Source organism: Streptomyces sp. NPDC127092, from assembly GCF_042722475.1.
Classification (GTDB): Bacteria; Actinomycetota; Actinomycetes; order Streptomycetales; family Streptomycetaceae; genus Streptomyces.
The window spans coordinates 1-19,220 of record NZ_JBHXFE010000013.1; the positions used below are offsets into that span (position 1 = coordinate 1).

The 19,220-nt window shown below is 74.0% G+C and carries 13 protein-coding genes, 1 pseudogene and 1 riboswitch; of the genes and pseudogenes, 9 read left to right on the top strand and 5 right to left on the bottom strand.

The genetic code is table 11. The features are described 5' to 3' along the window. Positions 1–485: 485 nt before the first annotated feature. Positions 486–1,244, bottom strand: a pseudogene (locus tag ACFWJO_RS13220) (MHYT domain-containing protein); the annotation flags it as partial. A gap of 205 nt (positions 1,245–1,449) precedes the next feature. Here ACFWJO_RS13220 and ACFWJO_RS13225 point away from each other — a divergent pair. After that, entirely contained in the window at positions 1,450–2,052 is a 603-nt protein-coding gene (locus ACFWJO_RS13225) for a class I SAM-dependent methyltransferase (RefSeq protein WP_386864808.1), read from the top strand. 394 nt (positions 2,053–2,446) lie between these two features. Then, positions 2,447–3,361: a hypothetical protein gene (locus tag ACFWJO_RS13230; protein WP_386864934.1), complete on the top strand. Its 915-nt coding sequence runs from the start codon at positions 2,447–2,449 to the stop codon at positions 3,359–3,361. Between the two features lie 129 nt (positions 3,362–3,490). Here ACFWJO_RS13230 and ACFWJO_RS13235 read toward each other — a convergent pair whose 3' ends face one another. Next, positions 3,491–4,606 carry a fatty acid desaturase family protein gene (locus ACFWJO_RS13235; RefSeq protein WP_386864809.1) on the bottom strand — a complete coding sequence of 372 codons (1,116 nt, stop codon included), beginning with the start codon at positions 4,604–4,606 and terminating at the stop codon, positions 3,491–3,493. 277 nt (positions 4,607–4,883) lie between these two features. On the opposite strand from ACFWJO_RS13235, the gene ACFWJO_RS13240 reads away from it, so the two are divergent. Both ACFWJO_RS13240 and ACFWJO_RS13245 read left to right on the top strand, forming a co-directional pair. Continuing rightward, positions 4,884–8,012, top strand: a complete 3,129-nt coding sequence (locus ACFWJO_RS13240) for a DEAD/DEAH box helicase (protein WP_386864810.1) — start codon at positions 4,884–4,886, stop codon at positions 8,010–8,012. After that, positions 8,009–9,403 (top strand): SWF or SNF family helicase, encoded by a 1,395-nt coding sequence (locus tag ACFWJO_RS13245; protein ID WP_386864811.1) that lies wholly within the window; start codon positions 8,009–8,011, stop codon positions 9,401–9,403. Before ACFWJO_RS13240 ends, ACFWJO_RS13245 begins: the two co-directional genes overlap by 4 nt. 128 nt (positions 9,404–9,531) lie before the next feature. Here the strand turns inward: ACFWJO_RS13245 and ACFWJO_RS13250 are convergent, their stop codons facing one another. Continuing rightward, complete coding sequence (locus tag ACFWJO_RS13250; protein WP_386864812.1) at positions 9,532–10,449, bottom strand: MerR family transcriptional regulator; 918 nt, start codon at positions 10,447–10,449, stop codon at positions 9,532–9,534. A gap of 61 nt (positions 10,450–10,510) precedes the next feature. Here ACFWJO_RS13250 and ACFWJO_RS13255 point away from each other — a divergent pair, with 61 nt between their 5' ends. Then, a complete protein-coding gene (locus ACFWJO_RS13255) occupies positions 10,511–11,317 on the top strand; it encodes a maleylpyruvate isomerase family mycothiol-dependent enzyme (protein ID WP_386864813.1) in 807 nt (268 codons plus the stop codon). A 72-nt stretch (positions 11,318–11,389) separates the two neighbouring features. Here ACFWJO_RS13255 and ACFWJO_RS13260 read toward each other — a convergent pair whose 3' ends face one another. Both ACFWJO_RS13260 and ACFWJO_RS13265 read right to left on the bottom strand, forming a co-directional pair. Further along, on the bottom strand, positions 11,390–12,196 hold the full coding sequence (locus tag ACFWJO_RS13260; protein ID WP_386864814.1) for a hypothetical protein: 807 nt from the start codon (positions 12,194–12,196) through the stop codon (positions 11,390–11,392). A gap of 239 nt (positions 12,197–12,435) precedes the next feature. Next, positions 12,436–13,290, bottom strand: coding sequence for a bifunctional 5,10-methylenetetrahydrofolate dehydrogenase/5,10-methenyltetrahydrofolate cyclohydrolase (locus ACFWJO_RS13265; protein WP_384406857.1), 855 nt, complete (start codon positions 13,288–13,290; stop codon positions 12,436–12,438). 29 nt (positions 13,291–13,319) lie between these two features. Next, positions 13,320–13,426, bottom strand: a riboswitch (ZMP/ZTP riboswitch). 515 nt (positions 13,427–13,941) lie between these two features. Between ACFWJO_RS13265 and ACFWJO_RS13270 the strand changes: the two genes are divergently transcribed. From ACFWJO_RS13270 to ACFWJO_RS13285, 4 genes are all read left to right on the top strand, one after another. Further along, positions 13,942–15,192 (top strand): GAF domain-containing protein, encoded by a 1,251-nt coding sequence (locus tag ACFWJO_RS13270; RefSeq protein WP_386864935.1) that lies wholly within the window; start codon positions 13,942–13,944, stop codon positions 15,190–15,192. A 45-nt stretch (positions 15,193–15,237) separates the two neighbouring features. Further along, positions 15,238–16,761 carry an aldehyde dehydrogenase family protein gene (locus tag ACFWJO_RS13275; protein ID WP_386864815.1) on the top strand — a complete coding sequence of 508 codons (1,524 nt, stop codon included), beginning with the start codon at positions 15,238–15,240 and terminating at the stop codon, positions 16,759–16,761. Between the two features lie 205 nt (positions 16,762–16,966). Next, complete coding sequence (locus ACFWJO_RS13280; RefSeq protein ID WP_386864816.1) at positions 16,967–18,046, top strand: lytic murein transglycosylase; 1,080 nt, start codon at positions 16,967–16,969, stop codon at positions 18,044–18,046. Positions 18,047–18,106: 60 nt separating this feature from the next. Next, positions 18,107–19,147 (top strand): sigma-70 family RNA polymerase sigma factor, encoded by a 1,041-nt coding sequence (locus ACFWJO_RS13285; RefSeq protein WP_386864817.1) that lies wholly within the window; start codon positions 18,107–18,109, stop codon positions 19,145–19,147. Positions 19,148–19,220: the final 73 nt, after the last annotated feature.

A 19,220-nucleotide genomic window follows, 5' to 3' on the forward strand; every position in this document is an offset into this window, starting at 1 on the left:
GAGCGGCGGGGTCCGCTGGTGCTGTCGCTTACGGCTGGCTGGTCACGCGGCGGCTGTTCGGCGGTCGGTGGAGCGTGCGCTCGGCCGGCGGGGCCGGGCCGCTGGGGACGGGGCGGCCCGGTGACCCGATGGCTCGAGGCCCGGTGGTTCGAGGTCCGGTGGTTCGAGGTCCGGTGGTTCGAGGTCCGATGACTTGAGGCCCGATGGCTCGAGATCCGCTGGCTCGATGGCCCATCGGCTCAAGGCCCGCTGACCACACGGCCGACGGCTCGACCGCTCAACGGCCTCTGGTCCTCTGGTCTTTTGGTCCTCTGGCCGGTGACGGTTCAGATTCGGGCGTCGTGGTGGCGGTGGTCGTGGTCGTCTCTCGGGCCGTGGACCGGGCCCGAGGGGTGGGCGTAGGCGGGTGTGGTGCGTTCCTGGTGCCGGGGCTCCGCCTCCGGGCGGAAGCCGGGAGGCGCGACGTCCACGGCGCGTTCGTCGGGCTCGGTCAGGCGCTCGGCGGAGGCGTAGGCGGCGCGCTCGCGCGCGGTCGGTGACAGGGCGACGAAGGCGGAGGTGATGAAGAGATAGGACCCGAGACCGACGGCGAGCGGAAAGATGAACTGCATGACCGTCGCGCCCGGGAGCGTGGCCGAGGACGGGGAGACGTCGACCCGTACGGCGAGCATCCCGGTGTAGTGCATGCTGCTGACCGCCGCGCCCATCACGAGGGAGGCGAGCGCCACCGCTGCCGGGGCGTGGATGTTGAGGGCCGCCCAGAGGGCGGCGGTGGCGGCCACGACCGCGATGACGACGGAGAGGACGACGAGCAGCGGGTCGTACCGCACGTGTCCGTGCAGTCGCAGTGCCGCCATGCCCATGTAGTGCATGCTCGCCACGCCGACGCCGGTGGTCAGACCGCCGATCAGGAGCGAGCGGAGCCGGTCGCGTCCGTATCCGACGGCGAAGACGCCGACGCCCACGACGGCCATGGCGACGATCAGGCTGAGGAGGGTGAGGGGTACGTCGTAGCGGATGTCGGTGCCGGTGACGCCGAAGCCCAGCATCGCGACGAAGTGCATCGTCCAGATGCCGGTGCCGATCGCGGAGGCGGCGGTGAGCAGCCAGTTGCGGCGCGAGCGGCCGGTCGCGTCGAGGGCGCGTACGGTGCAGCGCAGTCCGAGGGCGGCGCCGATGCAGGCCATCGCGTACGACAGCACAGGTGTCAGCCAGCCATAGGTGGCGTGGTCCAGGTGTCCCATGACCCAGGGACGCTAGTGCGCCCCTGGGGGCGCACTAGGGGCGCATTTCGAAAGCTGATGGAATATGACAGAGAGATGTACCCGAACGATCGCGACAGTCTCGAACATGCGCGCAGATAGTTCACTCACACAGGGGAGATTCGGGGCGCCCTGGGCGAAAATCTCACGCCTGTGGGTGACCTGGTGGTGAGGGATCATGGGGCACATGAGCGATGACCCCACGCACGTACGGGAGTTCTTCGGCGCTCGCGCCGCCGACTGGGACTCCAGGTTTCCCGACGACGGACCCGCCTACGCCGCCGCCGTCGCCGACGTCGGCCTGCGCCCCGGTGACGCGGTGCTCGACGCGGGCTGCGGCACGGGCCGTGCCCTGCCGCCGCTGCGCGACGCCGTCGGCCCCACGGGCACCGTCGTCGGGATCGACCTGACGCCCGAGATGCTGGCCGAGGCGACGAAGGCGGGCCGCGACAAGGACGGCGCCCTGATCCTCGCCGACGTCGCCGGGCTGCCGCTGCGCGACGGCGCGCTCGACGCCGTCTTCGGTGCCGGGCTCGTCTCGCACCTGGCGGACCCGGGGCGGGACCTGCGCGAGCTGGCCCGGGTGGTACGGCCGGGCGGCCGGCTGGCGCTCTTCCACCCGATCGGCCGGGCCGCGCTGGCTGCCCGGCACGGTCGCCAGATCACCGACGACGACCTGCGCGCCGAGCCCAACCTCCGCCCCATGCTCGCCCGTTCGGGGTGGGAGCTGGTCGCGTACACCGACGAGGACGACCGCTACCTGGCACTGGCCGTGCGCCGTACGGAGTGACTGCCCAGGCGATCCGTCGATCCGTCGATCCGTCGATCCGTCGATCGTAGGCGGTGTGGCCGGCGGCGCTCCGGGCCCCGGGCGTCCGGCCTCGGTGATCGCAGGCTACGCAGTCGCCGATGCTCCGGGCCCCGGCCGGGGCACCGGCTATCGCAGGCGGTGCTGCCCCGGCGGCGCTCGGCGCCCCGGGCATCCGGGGCGGGAGCCTCCGGGGCAGGAACCTCCTGGAGGCACGGGTGAGCACGACGCCCGCACCGTCGCTCGGCCCGCCCGTCGGGACGGCTCCAGCTCTCGACGCGCGGGTTACTCACTGGTTAGGGTGCGCCGACGACCAGATGGGGAGGCAGACGTGGGCGAAACGGAACCCACCGCGACCGGCGCGGACGACGCCGTCATGTCCGCGGCGGAGGGCGCCGTCGCAGCCGGCGACGACGACGCGCTGTACGTGCTGACGGCGGCGCTGCTCACACCCGCGCAGTTCCCCAGCGTCCTCGGCGACGACTACCCGGCGGCCTGCGCGGCACTGCGCCTCGAGCCTTATGCGGAGGGCTACGGCCTGGTACTCGGGCAGGACGGCACGGGAGCCCGGTGGACCGTGGTCGTCGACGACGTGTCGCTCGTCGCCGTCGCCATCGCCTCCTGGGACTGCGGCATGGAGTACGACCTCTCCCCCGACGAGCGGTCCGTGGTGTCCGCGCTGCCGGGCTGGCCGCTCGCCGTCGCCACCGCCGCGCCCGGAATCCCGGCGCCTCACGACCCGGCGCCGGAAGAGGGCTCCCCGGCGCCGCTCGCACCGCCGGACGGCAACGCGTGGGGACCGGCTCAGCGGCGCCTGGGCGCCGACATGGTGGCCTTGCAGTGGAACGAGTGGCGCGCCCGGATGGGTGACGACGGGGCCGGGAGCGCAGCCGGTACGGAGACCGGCGCGGAGGCCGGTGACGGCGGCGGAACGACGACGGAGACCGGGGCGGAGGCCGCCGGCGGCGAGGGCGAGGGCGGGAACGAAGGCGGAGGCGCGTCCGAGGTGGCCGGCTCCGACCCGTACGAGGGTGTCCGCCGCGCCCTGAAGGAGCTCGGTGAGTACGTCGTCGAGGCGCCGCCCGTCGGTCGCGTGCGGTCCAGCTTCGCCGGCGGCGAGGCCCGGATGCTGCGGGCCGACGGTCCCGGCTGGTCGCTGGTGGCGCGGACCGACGACATGGCCTTCGTGCTCCTCGACGACGAACCGCACGAGGTCCTTCCCGTGACCCGCGGTCCGAAGCTGCCCGCGCTGCTCGAATCGCTGGACGCGATGGCCGTCCGACCGAGCTGACGGCTCCCTGTGGGCCCGTCCCGGCCGGGCCCGTAGGGAGCGGAAGACCGGCCCGGGCCCGTTCGGGCCGGGACGCGACGGGAGAGGTCGGACGGGTCGGGACCGGCCCGGGGCCTTCCCGGTCGGGCTCTACGCGGTCAGCTCGCTGCGGAGCGGCGCGCCGACCTCGTGCAGGTGGCCGAGCGCCTGGCGGTAGGAGTCGACGAAGCCGGTCTCGGTGTACGGGATGCCGAGCGCGCGGCAGTGAGCGCGGACCGCGGGCTGGGCGAGCCGCAGGTGCGGGCGCGGCATGCTGGGGAAGAGGTGGTGCTCGATCTGGTAGTTGAGGCCGCCGAGGAACCAGTCGGTGAGGGCGCCGCCCCGGATGTTGCGGGAGGTCAGCACCTGACGGCGCAGATGGCCCCAGGAATCGCCGTCCGGGTGGGCGTCGGGCATCTCCATGCCCTTGTGGTTGGGCGCGAAGGCCATGCCGAGGTGCACGCCGAGCAGCATCTGGTGGAGCAGCGCGAAGACGAGGGCCTGGACCGGCGTCAGCAGGGTGAGCAGCAGGGCCGCGTATCCGGCGACATGGGCCAGGAGCAGGGCGCCCTCGACGAGGCGCTCGCGCCGGGTGCGGTAGGGGCCGGTCCGGGAGAGCAGGGCCTGGATGCCGTAGACCTTGAGGGCGATTCCTTCCAGGGTGGTCAAAGGGAAGAAGAGCCAGGCCTGGTGGCGGGTGAGCCAGCGGCGCAGTCCGGTGCGGTCGGCGGTCTGGTGGGCGGCGAAGACGAGGACGTCGGCGGCGACGTCCGGGTCCTTGTCGAGGTGGTTCGGGTTGGCGTGGTGACGGTTGTGCTTGTCGTTCCACCATTCACGGCTCATGCCGAGAAGCAGGTTGGCGTGGACGAGCTGGACGGCACGGCCGAGCTTGCGCCGGTCGGTGATCTGGGAGTGGCCGGCGTCGTGGCCGACGAAGGCGATGCGGGCGGAGAAGAGGGCGAGCGGCAGCGCGAGCGGGAGGGCCCACCAGGAGGGGCCGATCAGCGCCAGGCCGGTGATCACGGCGAGGACGCCGAGGAGGTTGGCGGCGATGTCGCGGGCGTACCAGCCGACGCGTCGTTCGAGCAGACCCTGTTCCTTGACGGTGCGCAGGAGCGGCGCGAACTCGCTGCCACCCGGGGTGGCCTGACGGCGGCGGGCGGAACTCGGTTCGGGCGCGGCGGGCAGCGATGCGGGGGCGTCGATCGTCGCGGTGGCCTGAGGCATGGCGGTCTCCGGGGTCCGTGGCGGGGCCGTGGAAGGGGCCTGGGGAAGGCCGTCGCGAGGCCCGCGCCGGCTAGGAAAAACCTAGGGATCGGTGATCGTCCGGGACCATGGCGTCACCACCCGGACCCGCTCGGGGGCCGGCCGGGGGCCGGGGGTGGGGTCTTCCCCACCTGCCGCTCTCGGACGTGACGGGGATCACGATGCCGGGGCCCACGGGAGGGAGGTCGCGTGGGGTACCCTCGGCCGCTCGACCCAGTAGTCAAATTTGAGGAATGTGTTGTCGCCGTCTCCGTCGCAGTCGCTCCCGTCCTCCTCTTCGCCCTCCTCTCCTCAACTCACCCGCTGCGCCGCCCTGTTTCTGCCCGCCGATCCGCCGCGCGCGGGAAGGATCGCCTTCTGGTCCGCCGAGACGCCTCCCGCCGAGTCCGGCACCCTCGCCGAACTGACGGTCGTCGACGACGACGTCCGGCCGCGGACCGTGCCCGCGCTCACGTTGTCCGTACGGGAGGCGCTGCCGGTCCTCGCGCGGGCACGGTTCGCCACGGACGCCTCGCCGTCCGCGGCGTTCTGGGGCGCGGCCGCCCTGTTCTCGCTTGACCTGGTCGCCCGGGGCCTGCTCCTTCCAGGCCTCACCGCAGGCGACCTGGACGCCTGGCGGGTCGGACCGCTCGGCGCGGAGGAGGTGGCGGCGCTGCGCGACCTCGCGGCCTCCATGCCGCCCTCGGCCCACGCCGTACCGCTGCCGCCTGCCGAGTACGACGAGCACGGCGAGCACGGCGAGCACGGCGGAGGTCTGCCGACGGCCGACGAGGGCCTGCTGCTGCCCCAACCCGAAGAACTGCTACGGGCATTCGCCGACGCGGTCGCCGACGTCCTCCCCCGGACCCCGGCCGCGCCGCTCGCGGCCGGCGGCCCGGCCTTCGCCGCCGACGAGCACCACACACCGCGTGCGCTGCCGGAGCACCGGGCCTGGGCGGCGGACGTGGCCGCCGGGCACGACGCGGGAGTCCGCCTGTCGCTGCGCATCGAGCTGGTGACGGCGCATGAGGCGAAGGGAGGAGGGAACACCGGAGCAGCCCGGAACACTGGGCCGGCCAGGGCAGCCGGGACCATCGGCCTCGGCGAGGGGCCCACGTCGGCCGGGAAGACCGGGCGCACCGAGGATTCACCGGCGCCGTCCTTCCGTGCCGTGCCTCAGCTGCACGCGGTCGCCGACCCCGCGCTCGTCGCGGACGCGGCAGACGTCTGGGCGGGTACGGCGCCGGCGGGCACCACGGGCGACAGCGCCTTCGGGTCGCGGGCCCGGATGGACGCGCTGCTCGCGCTGCGCCGGGCGGCGCGCGCCTGGCCCGCGCTCTCGCCGCTGCTCACCGCGGCCGTGCCGGACGCCGTGGACCTGGCCGACGAGGAGGTCGTCGAGCTCCTCGGGCCCGCCGCCCGCGCCCTCGCGGCCACCGGCGTCCGCGTCCACTGGCCGCGCGAACTCGCCCACCGGCTCACCGCGACCGCCGTTATCGGCCCGCCTGACGTTCCCGGGGTGGGCCGCTACGACGAGGAAGACGTCCGGAACGACGCTCTGCCGTCGTTCCTCTCCGCCGAGAGCTTGCTCGCCTTCAACTGGCGTTACGCGGTCGGCGACGAGGAACTCACCCGCGCGGAACTCGACCTGCTCGCCGAGGCCGGCCGGCCGCTGGTGCGTCTGCGCGACCAGTGGGTGCTGGTCGATCCCGAGGAGGTACGCAGCGCCCGATCGCGCCAGAGCCGCAAGCTGAGCCCGGTCGACGCGCTCGGCGCCGTACTGACCGGCACCGCCGAGGTCGACGGCCGCCAGGTCGAGGTCCGGGCGACCGGCTGGATGGAACGGATGCGCGCCCGGCTCGCCGATCCGGAGGGCGGCGAGCCGGAGATCGGTCAGCCCGCCGCCCTGGCCGCGACGCTGCGCGACTACCAGTTGCGCGGCCTCGGCTGGCTGCACCGGATGACCTCGCTCGGGCTCGGGGGCTGTCTCGCCGACGACATGGGCCTCGGCAAGACGATCACCCTCATCGCGCTTCATCTGCACCGGCAGTCCGACCCGGACACGGCGGTCCCGACGTTGGTGGTCTGCCCCACCTCGCTGATGGGCAACTGGCAGCGTGAGATCGAGAAGTTCGCGCCCGGCACGCCCGTACGGCGCTTCCACGGCCCGGCGCGCACGCTGGAGGGACTCAGCGGCGAGGGGCTTACCGACGAGGGGCTTACCGGCGACGGACTCGTCGACGACGGAATCGCCGGCAACGGCTTCGTCCTCACCACCTACGGCACGATGCGGCTCGACGCGGCGCGGCTCGCGGCCCAGCCCTGGGGACTGGTCGTCGCGGACGAGGCGCAGCACGTCAAGAACCCGTACTCGGCGACCGCCCGCGCGCTGCGCACGATCGGCGGAAAGGCGCGGGTGGCGCTGTCCGGCACGCCCGTGGAGAACAACCTCTCCGAGCTGTGGGCGATCCTCGACTGGACCACTCCGGGGCTGCTCGGCGGGCTCGGCGCGTTCCGTGCGCGCTACGCCTCCGCCGTCGAGGGCGGCGGCGATCCGGGCGCGGCGGCCCGACTCGCCGCGCTGGTCCGGCCGTTCCTGCTGCGCCGGCGCAAGTCCGACCCTGGCATCGCGCCCGAGCTGCCGCCGAAGACGGAGACGGACCACGCCGTCTCCCTCACCAAGGAACAGGCGGGGCTATACGAGGCGGTGGTACGCGAGACCCTGACCGCGATCGCCGAGGCGGACGGGATGGAGCGGCGTGGCCTGGTCGTCAAGCTGCTCACCGGACTCAAGCAGATCTGCAACCACCCGGCGCAGTACCTGAAGGAGGACCAGCCGCGGATCGAAGGGCGCTCGGGCAAACTGGAGCTGCTCGACGAACTCCTGGACACGATCCTGGCGGAGGACGCGAGCGTGCTCGTCTTCACGCAGTACGTGGGCATGGCCCGGCTGCTGGAACGGCACTTGGCGGCGCGCGGTGTGCCGACCCAGTTCCTGCACGGCGGCACGCCGGTCGCCGAGCGGGAGGCGATGGTCGCCCGCTTCCAGGCCGGTGAGGTGCCCGTCTTCCTCCTCTCCCTGAAGGCGGCGGGTACGGGCCTCAACCTGACGCGGGCCGGTCACGTCGTGCACTACGACCGCTGGTGGAACCCGGCGGTGGAGGCGCAGGCGACGGACCGGGCGTACCGGATCGGGCAGACCCAGCCGGTCCAGGTCCACCGGCTGATCGCCGAGGGCACGATCGAGGACCGGATCGCGGACATGCTGGAGCGCAAGCGCGCGCTCGCCGACTCGGTGCTCGGTTCCGGCGAGGCCGCCCTGACGGAGCTGACGGACGCCGAGCTGGCCGAACTGGTGCGGCTGCGCGGGGAGGACGAGACACGATGACCGCGCACGGCAACAGGAAGGCTCACGAGACCGGTCACGGGAGCGGTCACGAGACCGATCCCGGCACTGGTCACGAGAGCCGACACGCGACCGGTCACGACAACCGCGGTTCCGCACGCAGGCGAAAGGAAGACGCGATCAGCGAGGAACGGACCTTCACGGCACTGCCGCCCGTACGGGGCGGGGCGTTCGCCCGCACCTGGTGGGGCCAGGCGTGGCTGAAGGCGCTGGAGGACACGGCGCTCGACGGCCGGCAGCTGAAGCGAGGACGGCAACACGCCCGGTCCGGTGCGGTCGGCGCGGTGTCGGTGCGGCCGGGCCGGATCACGGCGGTGGTGAAGGACCGGGACGGCACGGCGTACCGCAGTGACGTGCTGCTGCAGGAGCTGTCCGAGGAGGAATGGGACCGGCTGATCGGTCTGGCCGCCGACAGCGCGGGGCACATCGCGGCCCTGCTCGACCGCGAGATGCCACCGCACCTCGTCGAGGACGCGGCGGCGGCCGGCCTCGAACTGCTGCCGGGCATCGGCGACCTGGAGCCGGAGTGCGGCTGCGAGACCTGGGACCACTGCCCGCACACGGCGGCCCTGTGCTACCAGGTCGCGCGGCTCCTCGACGAGGATCCGTTCGTGCTGCTGCTGATGCGCGGGCGTGGGGAACGGGCCGTGATCGAGGCGCTGCAGGAGCGGAGCGCCGCCCGTGTGGCGGAGCCGTCGGCGGACTCCGGGGCGGTCGCCGTACGACGGCCGTCGGGCGTCTCGGCGGAGGAGGCCTTCGCGGCGCGGGACATCCTGCCGCCGCTGCCCGCGCCGCCGGTACCGCCCTCCGCGCCGGGCGAGCCTCCGTCGCTGGACACCGAGACCGACCCGGAGCCGGGGGTGGATCCGACGGCCCTGGAGTTCCTGGCGGCGGACGCGGCCGCCCGCGCCCGACTGCTGCTGTCCGGCGCGAGCCCCTTCGACGAGCCTCCGTTGACGGCCGCTCAGGACGCGGTACGGCTCGCCGCGGGCGCCCCCGCGCCGTGGATCGCGGCGCGACTCGCCAAGGGCTCAGGACGCGACCGTACGGCTCTCGACCTCGCGGTACGGGCCTGGCGCCTGGGCGGCCGTGCCGCCCTGGCGGTCCTGGAGGAGGAGTGGAACCCGACCCCGGAGGCCCTGCGCCGCGCCGAGGCCCGACTGGCGGAGACCTGGGACGAGACCGAACGCCCCACCCTGCACCCGTCGGGTCCGGCCCGCTGGACCGTCGCCGGCACGGAAACCCAGCTCCGCCTCGGCCCTGACGGCCGCTGGTGGCCCTACCGCAAGGAACAGGACACCTGGACCCCGGCGGGCCCAGCGGACCAGGACCCGGCGGCGGCGCTGGCGGGGCTGGAGCCTGGCCCCATCTGATCCGCCGCGCCCGCTCCTGGCGGTCATGGCGGAGACGCAGGTCCGGGGGCCGGGCGGCGTGGGACGGTCGGGGCGACGGGCCGGGCGCGTACGCGAGCCCCATCCCCCGCCCCCCCCGCCCCGCCCCCTCACCCCTGCCGCACGGAATCCTGGAGCGCGTCCGTCAGCCACATGTGGGGCGCTCCCAGGGTGAACGGGTCGCTGCCCGCCTCGGCCACGAGGCGCCAGTAGCGGCGCATGCGCGGGTCGCGGTCGGCGGCCACCCAGGACAGCAGGCGGGCGCGGAAGGCCGGTGTGTCGCGGTCGCGGCGGGCCGAGGCGTGTACGGCGACGAAGAGGTCGAGTTCGGGGCCCGGCCGGGGCGGCTCGCCCGCCCGTACCAGCGGCCAGGCCTTCGCGCACGCCTCGCCGAGACCGGTAAGGAAGTCGTCCTCGTCGGCGATATGCTCCGCGTTGGCCCGCGCCATGGCCAGCAGGAGGCGACCGAGGTCCCGGTCGCCGGCCAGGGCGAACAGTTCGGCGAAGGCGACCACCTGCGACGTGCTCGGGTCGTCGGGCGGTTCGGGTACGGCCATGGCCACGAACGCGTCGAACATCTCCGCCGACACCGGAGCGACGATCGTGCGCCGCCAGAAAGCGATCAGCGCGTCGCGCGCGGCGGCGCCGTTCTCGACGGCCGCCAGCAGTCCGAGTCTCCCGGCCCGGTCGGCCGGGGCCGCCTCCTCGACGGCGCGCAGGGCCGACCGCCGCCACGCCAGCTCCGCGAGCCGCGCGTCGAGCGCGACGCGCTCGGCCGCCACCGCCTCGGCGACGGAGCGTTCCCCGGCGACGACCTGTCTGACGGCTGTGAGCCCGAGTCCGAGCGCGCGCAGTCGTTTGACGAGGCGGAGTCGTTCGACGGCCGCCTGGTCGAACCGCCGGTGTCCCCCGGAGCTGCGCACCGATTCGACGATGCCCTCGTCGCCGTAGAAGCGAATGGTCCGCACCGGAACGCCGGTCAGCCGTGACAGCTCACCGATCCCGAACGTGTCGTCGACCCAGGGCACTTGAACCTCCACCGGACTGGAGCTCCTACGGTACCGGCGTGACCGCGAGAGGAGATTTGCGATGACATCGAAACGGAACATTCAGGACACCCAGGACACCCTCCACGCCGTGCGGCTCGTGGAGGGGCTGCGGGAGCAGACCGCCGGCTTCGCGCGCGCCGTCACCGTCCGGGGTCCGGAAACCCCCGTGCCGACCTGCCCGGAGTGGTCGCTGGGCACCCTGGTGGGCCATGTCGGCCAGGAGCACCGCTGGACGGCGCGGCTCGTGCGCGAGCGCCGCCAACTGGCCGTCCCCGATCCGCGCGAGGCCCGGCCCGGCCCGCCGGACGAGTGGGCCGGGTGGCTGCGCGAGGGCGCGGAGGAACTGATCGGCGCGATCAGGGAAACCGGCGCCGAGACCGTGATCGAGACCTTCTTCGGGCCCCGGCCGGCGGGCTTCTGGCTGCGCAGGATGCTGGGCGACACGGCCGTCCACCACTACGACGCGGCGTACGCGACGGACAGTGCGTTCCGGATCGCCGACGACCTGGCAGCCGATGTGATCGGCGAGCACCTCGGCCTGCTGGCCGAACCGGCCTTCCAGGCGGTCAGGCCGGCGCTCGCCGAGCTGCGTGGCCGGGGCGAGCGGATCGGGTTCCGGCCGGGCCCCGGCGCGGGAGGCGAGGGCTGGGTGGTCACCCGAACGCCTGAGGGGCCCCGGTGGGCCCGCGGGCCCATGGACTACATGGACATCGACGTGGTGGTGTCGGGAACGGTGGCGAACCTGATGCTGTTGGTGTCCGGGCGTGTCGCGCCGGAGGACGACCGGCTGACGGTGACGGGTGACCGCTCCCTGCTCCACCACTGGCTGGCGCGCACGGGGCTCTGACGGGAGTCACACGGCTGGTCACACGGCTGGTCACACGGCTGGTCGCATACGACCCCGGTCACATACGAATGGTCACTGCAGCGGAGCGGTCAGCCTTGCCGTTCCCGTCGGGGCGGCCAGGCTGCAGGCGACGGTGGTCTGGCCGAGCAGGTAGCTCGTGCGGTACGGGTACTGGACGAAAGTCGACCAGCGGGTGCCGAGGGGCTGTTCCGCGGCCTTGGTCCGCAGCGGCTCCCGGCACAGGGCGGCCGCCGCGTCCCGTACCGCGCCGTCGTCGGCGTACGTGCCGGTGAGGCGGAGCCGGGCGACGAGTTCGGCGTCGTGCGGCGTGTCGCAGGCCCGGCGGACGACGGTTCCGGGCGCGTCGCGCTCGATGCCGAAGCAGTCGCCGACACGCAGTCCGTCGTACGGGCTGGGGGCGGGGGCCGGCGGTGTACGACGGGGCTCGCCACTGCGCGGCCGGGGGCTCGTGGTGCCGGAGGCGGTCGGGGCGCCGGTCGGCGGGTGCGAGGTGGTCGGTACGCGCCGGTCGCGGTCCGCCGGGTGCTTCGTGGCGGGTCGCTTCGACTGCGTGGGCAGCGGTGACGGGCTCTCGCCCTGGGGCGCGGGCCGCTGTCCGGACGTCCCGGACGCCGTGTGGGCGGGTGCTCCGGCCGACCGGCCGGAGGTGGTGCCCCCGGAGGTGCCCGCACCCGGCTCGGCCGGGGCGGAGGGCATGGCGTTCGGGTCGCCGTCACCGTCGCCCGAGCCGCCGCGTGCCGTGACGGCGAGGGAGAGGGCGAGGATCGCGGCGAGCACGGCGACCGGCAGGACGACGACGCCCGGCCGTCTCGGTGGCCGGGCGTCGCGGGACGGGGATTCCGTCGGCGGGTGGAGCATGGGAACCAGGGTCACCCGTCGTCGGTCATGTGGCGAGCGATATCGGTGAGTTGGGCCTCGCTCGTACAGAACCGTGACATTCCCGTGGCTCGTGCGAGAGGCCCTGTGGGAGCCCGTACGTACGAGATGCTCGCGTACGGAATCCCTGCGACCTCCTGCCGTGCGGGATCCACGGCCGCCTGCCTGCCTCTGCCTGCCTGCCTGCCCTGACGCTCGCGGTCCCGCTCGCGCCTACAGGCCTACAGGCCGAGCTGGCGCTCGGCCGCCTCGACGGTCTGGGAGAGGAGGACGGCGATGGTCATGGGGCCTACACCGCCGGGAACGGGCGTGATGAGGGAGGCGCGCTCGACGGCGCTGTCGAAGTCGACGTCGCCGACGTTGCCCGGGTTGTAGCCGGCGTCGATCACGACGGCGCCGGGCTTGATGTCCTCGCCCTTGATGAAGTTCGGCTTGCCGACGGCGGCGACCAGGACGTCGGCCTCGCGGACGGCGGCGGAGAGGTCGGTGGTGCGGGAGTGGCAGTAGGTGACGGTCGCGTCGCGGCCGAGGAGCAGCAGACCGGCCGGCTTACCGAGGATGGCGCTGCGGCCGACGACCACGGCGCGCTTGCCGCTGAGGTCGACGTCGTACGCGTCGAGCAGCCGCATGATGCCGCCGGGGGTGCAGGAGACGAAGCCGGGCAGACCGAAGCCCATGGCGGCGAAGGAGGCCATCGTGACGCCGTCGACGTCCTTCTCCGGGGCGATGGCCTCGAAGGCGGCGCGCTCGTCGATGTGCGGACCGACCGGGTGCTGGAGCAGGATGCCGTGCACCTCGGGGTCCTCGGAGAGCGCGGTGATCGCCGCGACCAGCTCCTCGGTCGTCGTCTCGGCGGGCAGTTCGACGTGCTTGGAGCGGATTCCGGCCTTCGCGCAGCGGTTCTGCTTCATCTTCACGTACGTCACGGAGGCGGGGTCCGCGCCGACGAGGACGGTCGCGAGGCAGGGCGTGGTGCCGGTGCGGCGGGTGATCTCGGCGGCGCGCGCGGCGGTCTCCTCGACCGTGCGGCGAGCGAGCGCGGTGCCGTCCATGAGGCGTGCGGTGCTGGTGGACATGGGCCACTCCTGAGCGTCGTCGATGACCGGTTGATCGCCCAGGCGCACGGCAGCGGCACGGTCGCGCGGGGTGTGCGCGTCCGCCGGGCCGCTCCCCGGTGGTGATCCACCTCAAGCGCCAGTCACGGCCCGGGCCCCACTCTACGTGACGACCGCGGGCGGCCAAGTCGCGGGGCGCGTAACTGGTCAGGGCGCATATGCGGGCCCGTCCGGGCGCTTGCCGACAGGGCGCACGCGCATCACGATGACGTCCACGCACCGTCCGGGGCGGCGTCCGCGCAGGCGGACGAGGCGCGGACGAGGGTGGTGGACGAGGAGGGAAGAGGGAAGAGGGAAGAGCGAGGAGCGAGGAGCGAGGAGGGCGGACAAGGCGGGGCGGCCTCGCTGAGGAGGCCGAGTGGAGCGATGCGTGGGCGGGGACAAGGGGAGGCCGATTTGAGCGATGTGTGGGCGGGAACGCCTGAGACCTCTGCGACGTCTGGGGCACCTGGAGTACCTGGGGTACCTGGCCTACCCCAGGTACCTGCGGCTCCTGGGACAGCGGCCGCCGTGCGGCGCGCGCACGAGGAGTTCACCGCGGCAGCGGCCGCGGCAACCTCGAAGGCCGGCCGGCCCGGCGACTCCGCGCGCCCCAGCGACTCCAGCCGGTCCATCGACTCCGGCCGGTCCAGCGGCTCCGGAGTCGGCCGCCAGGCGCCTCCCCCCGTCTCCCCGCCCGTCCGGCCGCTCGTCGCCGAGTCCTGGCGGCGTTCGGCGCGGGCGCGTGTGAGTCCGGACGGCGCGGCTCCGGTCGAGCTGGACGAGGAGGAGCTCGCGGGGCACCGCGAGGCGCATCCGCTCGCCGTGGCGATGCCGATGATCCGGGAGCTGATGGGGGCGTACGCGCGGGACGGCGAGCATCTGCTCGCGGTGTGCGACGCCGCCGGGCGGATGCTGTGGGTGGAGGGCCATCCGGGAACGCTGCGGAAGGCCCGCGCGATGAACTTCGTGGCCGGTGCCCGCTGGTCGGAGACCGCGGCGGGGACGAACGCGCCGGGCACCGCGATCGCCGTCGACCGGCCGGTGCAGGTCTGCGCGGCCGAGCACTTCCGGCGGCCGGTGCAGCGGTGGACGTGTGCCGCGGCGCCCGTGCACGACCCGCACACCGGGCGGCTGCTCGGGGCGGTCGACGTCACGGGTGGGGACGGGCTGGCGCATCCGCACAGTCTGGCGTTCGTGCAGGCGGTGGCGCGGGCCGCCGAGTCGCAGCTCGCGCTGCTGTCCCCCGTCGCGGCGCCCGGCAGGCCGCGACTGACGGCCCTGGGACGGGACGAGGCGCTGCTGCACGTGGCCGGGAGGCGGCTGCGGCTGAGCCGGCGGCACAGCGAGATCCTGGTGATCCTCGCGCAGCGGCCGGAGGGTGTGGGTGGCGACGAGTTGCTGACGCTGCTGTACGAGGACGAGTCGGTTACTCCGGTCACGCTGCGGGCGGAGCTGTCGCGGCTGCGCGGGCTGCTGGGCCCCGAGCTGCTGGCGTCCCGTCCGTACCGGCTGGCGGAGGCGGTGGACGCGGACTTCGCGACGGTGGACCGGCGGCTCTCCTCCGGTGCGGTCGCGACGGCGCTCGCCGACTACGCGGGGCCGCTGCTGCCCGGTTCGCGGGCGCCGGGTGTCGTACGGCTGCGGGAGCGGCTCGCGGGGCGGCTGCGGGCGGCGCTGGTGGACCGGGGCGATCCGGGGCTGCTGGCCGACTGGGCGTACAGCACCTGGGGTGAGGACGACGTGACGGTGTGGCGGGCGCTCGCCTCGGCCGTGCCGGCCGCGGAGGCCCCCGCGGTGCGGGCCCGGCTGGCCGCGCTGGACGCCGAACTGTCCGCGGGTGCAACGGTGTTGCAACGTACGGTCGCGCACCATCGGCGGTGAACGCCGGCCAGGGACGGCCGGCGCGGTCCGAGGGAGGCCCTGCCCATGCCCCGTTACGCCGCACCCGGCACCGAGGGTTCGCTCATGTCGTACGCGAACCGCTACGACCACTGGATCGGGGGTGAGTACGTCGCCCCGGCGCGCGGGCGGTACTTCGAGAACCCGAGTCCGGTCGACGGCCGTCCGTTCACGGAGGTGGCGCGTGGCACCGCCGAGGACGTGGAGCGCGCGCTCGACGCGGCGCACGCGGCGGCCCCGGCGTGGGGCCGCACGTCGCCGGCCGAGCGCGCGCAGGTCCTGCTGCGGATCGCGGACCGGATGGAGGCCTCGCTGGAGGCGCTGGCGGTCGCGGAGAGCTGGGAGAACGGCAAGCCGGTGCGCGAGACGCTGGCCGCCGACATCCCGCTCGCCATCGACCACTTCCGCTACTTCGCGGGCGCGCTGCGCGCCCAGGAGGGGGCGCTGAGCCAGCTGGACGAGGACACCGTCGCGTACCACTTCCATGAGCCGCTGGGCGTGGTGGCGCAGATCATCCCGTGGAACTTCCCGATCCTGATGGCGGTGTGGAAGCTGGCGCCGGCGCTGGCCGCGGGCAACGCGGTCGTCCTGAAGCCGGCCGAACAGACCCCGGCCTCCGTCCACTTCTGGATGAGTCTGGTGGCCGACCTGCTGCCGCCCGGCGTGGTCAACATCGTCAACGGTTTCGGCGAGGAGGCCGGCAAGCCGCTCGCCTCCTCGCCGCGGGTCGCGAAGATCGCGTTCACGGGCGAGACGACGACGGGCCGGCTGATCATGGGCTACGCGGCGGAGAACCTGAAGCCCGTCACGCTCGAGCTGGGCGGAAAGTCGCCCAACATCTTCTTCGACGACGTCTCGTCGGCCGACGACGACTTCCTCGACAAGGCCCTCGAAGGCTTCACCATGTTCGCCCTCAACCAGGGCGAGGTCTGCACCTGCCCCTCCCGCGCCCTCGTCCAGCGTGGTCACTACCACGACTTCCTCCAGGCGGCGATCGCCCGCACGGAGGCCATCGTCCCCGGCCACCCCCTGGACACCGCCACCATGATCGGCGCCCAGGCCTCCGCCGGCCAGCTCGACAAGATCCTCTCGTATCTGGAGATCGGCCAGCAGGAAGGCGCCAAGATCCTGACGGGCGGCCGGCGCGTGGAGCACGGCGGCGAACTGGAGGGCGGCTACTACGTCCAGCCCACCATCTTCGAGGGCGACAACCGCATGCGGATCTTCCAGGAGGAGATCTTCGGCCCGGTCGTCGCGGTCACGTCCTTCGCCGACTTCGACGACGCCGTCCGCACCGCCAACGACACCCTCTACGGCCTGGGCGCCGGCGTCTGGACCCGGGACGCCACCACGGCCTACCGCGCGGGCCGCGCCATCCAGGCGGGCCGCGTCTGGACCAACTGCTACCACGCGTACCCGGCGCATGCGGCGTTCGGGGGCTACAAGCAGTCGGGGGTGGGCCGGGAGACGCACAAGATGATGCTGGACCACTACCAGCAGACGAAGAACATCCTCCAGAGTTACAGCCCCAAGAAGCTCGGGTTCTTCTAGGGACACCACAGGCGCCTCGCCCTTCGCCCGGCAGGCGCCTCGTCCACCCGCCCCCGGCAGGCCGCCGACCGCCCGTGCCCGTCCACGGCAGCATGAACCCCGCAAGGCCATCGCCCCGGGAAATCTTCGCGATCGACGCGACGGACGCCGCCCCTCCCCCCGTAGAGCAGACGGCAGAAAGCCGGTTTCGGGAGGGGATCGAGGGATGGCGGGACGTTGGTCGGGGCGGATGCGCAGAGGTGTCAGGGGTACGGCGGTCGTGGCGGCGGCCATGGCGGCGCTGACCGGGTCGCAGGCGGCGGGGCTCGTGGCGTGGACCGCCGACGCTCAGGCGGGAACGGCACCCGGCACACAGACGCCGGGTGACACGTACTACCTGACCGAGCTGCCCCCGCTGGGAGTCGTCAGCCCGGCGACGCGGCCCGCGGCCCCCTCCGTCTTCGTGGCGGACCGCGGGGCGCTGCCCGCCACGGTCTTCGCCGCGTACCGGCGGGCGGAGGCGGCGCTCGCGCGGAGCACCCCGCGCTGCGGGCTGCGCTGGCAGCTGCTCGCCGCGATCGGGCAGGTGGAGTCCGGCCAGGCGCGGGGCGGACGGGTGGCCGCGGACGGCACGACGTACACGCCCATCATCGGTCCGCAGCTGAACGGCCGGGGCTTCGCCCTGATCCGGGACACCGACGGCGGCGCGTACGACGGCGACCCGTCCTACGACCACGCCGTCGGCCCGATGCAGTTCATCCCGTCCACCTGGGCCGGGTGGGGCGCCGACGGCAACGGCGACGGGCGGGCCGACCCCCACAACGTCCACGACGCGGCGCTCGCCGCCGGGAACTACCTGTGCGCCGGGGGACGCGACCTGTCCCGGCGGCCGGGCCTCGACCGCGCGATCCTCTCCTACAACCACTCCACCGCGTACCTGAGCGTCGTGCTGTCCTGGTACGCCTACTTCAGGGACGGACACCGGATCGTGCCGGACCTGAGCGGGGCCGGGCCCGACCCGGATTCCGGTACGGGTGCGGGCACGAGGGCCCCGGCCCCCGATCCCGCACGGGCCGAGCCGGCCGCCCCCGGGCGGCGTTCCGGCGCGTCGCCGTCGGCGTCCCCGTCCTCCTCCCGGCCGAAGCCGACGGCGGGGCCGGCGCCCGCGCCCACGGCCAAGCCCTCGGCGACGCCGTCGCCCGCGCCGGAGCCGCTGCCTTCCCTGGTCACAGCCCCTGACCCGGGTGTCGGGCTGCCTTCCGACGGCATCCTGCCGGGCACCGGGACACTTCCCGGCAACGGTTAGGACTCACTCGCGGCCCACCCCCTCCACAACACCGGGTACCCGCCGGTAACGTCCCGGCCCATGGCACCGGAAATCCGTGACGAAGCGGCCCACCTGCGATGGCAGCGCATGTGGAGCCATCGCGAGCAGTTGCTCAAGGTGGCGCGCCGCAGATCCATGAGTGCCGAGGACGCCGAGGACGCCGTCCAGGAGGCGATGCTGCGCGCCGCGCAGCACGCGCACCTGGACGACGAGCGGCTCGGGGCGTGGCTGACCACGGTGACCATGCGCCTGTGCGTCGACCGTTACCGGCAGGTCCACCGCGAGGCCGAGGTAGGCAGCGCTCCCAGGCTCACCGCCCCCGGCCCCGTCCCCGTCGAGGAGGTGGTGTGCGACCGGGCGGAGGCCAGGTGGGTGGCGTTCCGGAGCAGGGAGCTGCCGGCCCGCCAGGCGGAGGCCCTCCGGCTGAAGGCGGAGGACCGGGACGTCGACCAGATCGCCCGGGAGATGGGACTGAGCTACCAGGCCGTCGAATCCCTGCTCGCCCGGGCGCGGCGCACGCTGCGCAACTCGCTGGCCGGCACGCTGGCGGTCGGCCTCTGGCTGATCGGACGCGGGCGCGACCAGGCGGGTCAGGCGGGCGTCCCCGCCCATGCCCTCGCCGCGACCTCGGTGGCGACGCTGGCGGTGGTGGGCCTGGTGGTCGTCCCGTTCGCGTACGAGGCGGGCACGCCGCGGCCCGCCCGCCCGGCGGTGTCGGATCCGGCGGAGGAGAACGCCCGTTACGTCCTGCGGGTCCCCACGCCTTCGGCGCGTCCGGTGACCCCGGCAGACCCGGCACATCCGGCCGGAGAGGCGTCACCCACCGCCCTCCCGCCGTCGATGTCGCCGTCGCCCTCCCTCGTGCCGGTGCCGGTGCCGGTGCCGGTCCCGGCGCCCGAGGTGACCCTGCCGGAACCGGACGTCGAAGGCGTCCTGCCGGAGGCGTCGGCCCCGCTGCCGTCCCTGCCCGCCGCCCCCTCCGTGGGGCTGCCGCCGGTCCCGGTCCCCGGCACCGGCGCCGTACGGGTCGCCCTGCCGGACGTCCCGGTCACCCCGGACGCCCCCGCCGGCCTGCCGTAAAAAAATCTTCGAATCTCCGCGACGGACCCGCCGCCCCTCACCGTAGAGCAGACGTACGAGCCGCTCCCGCTGA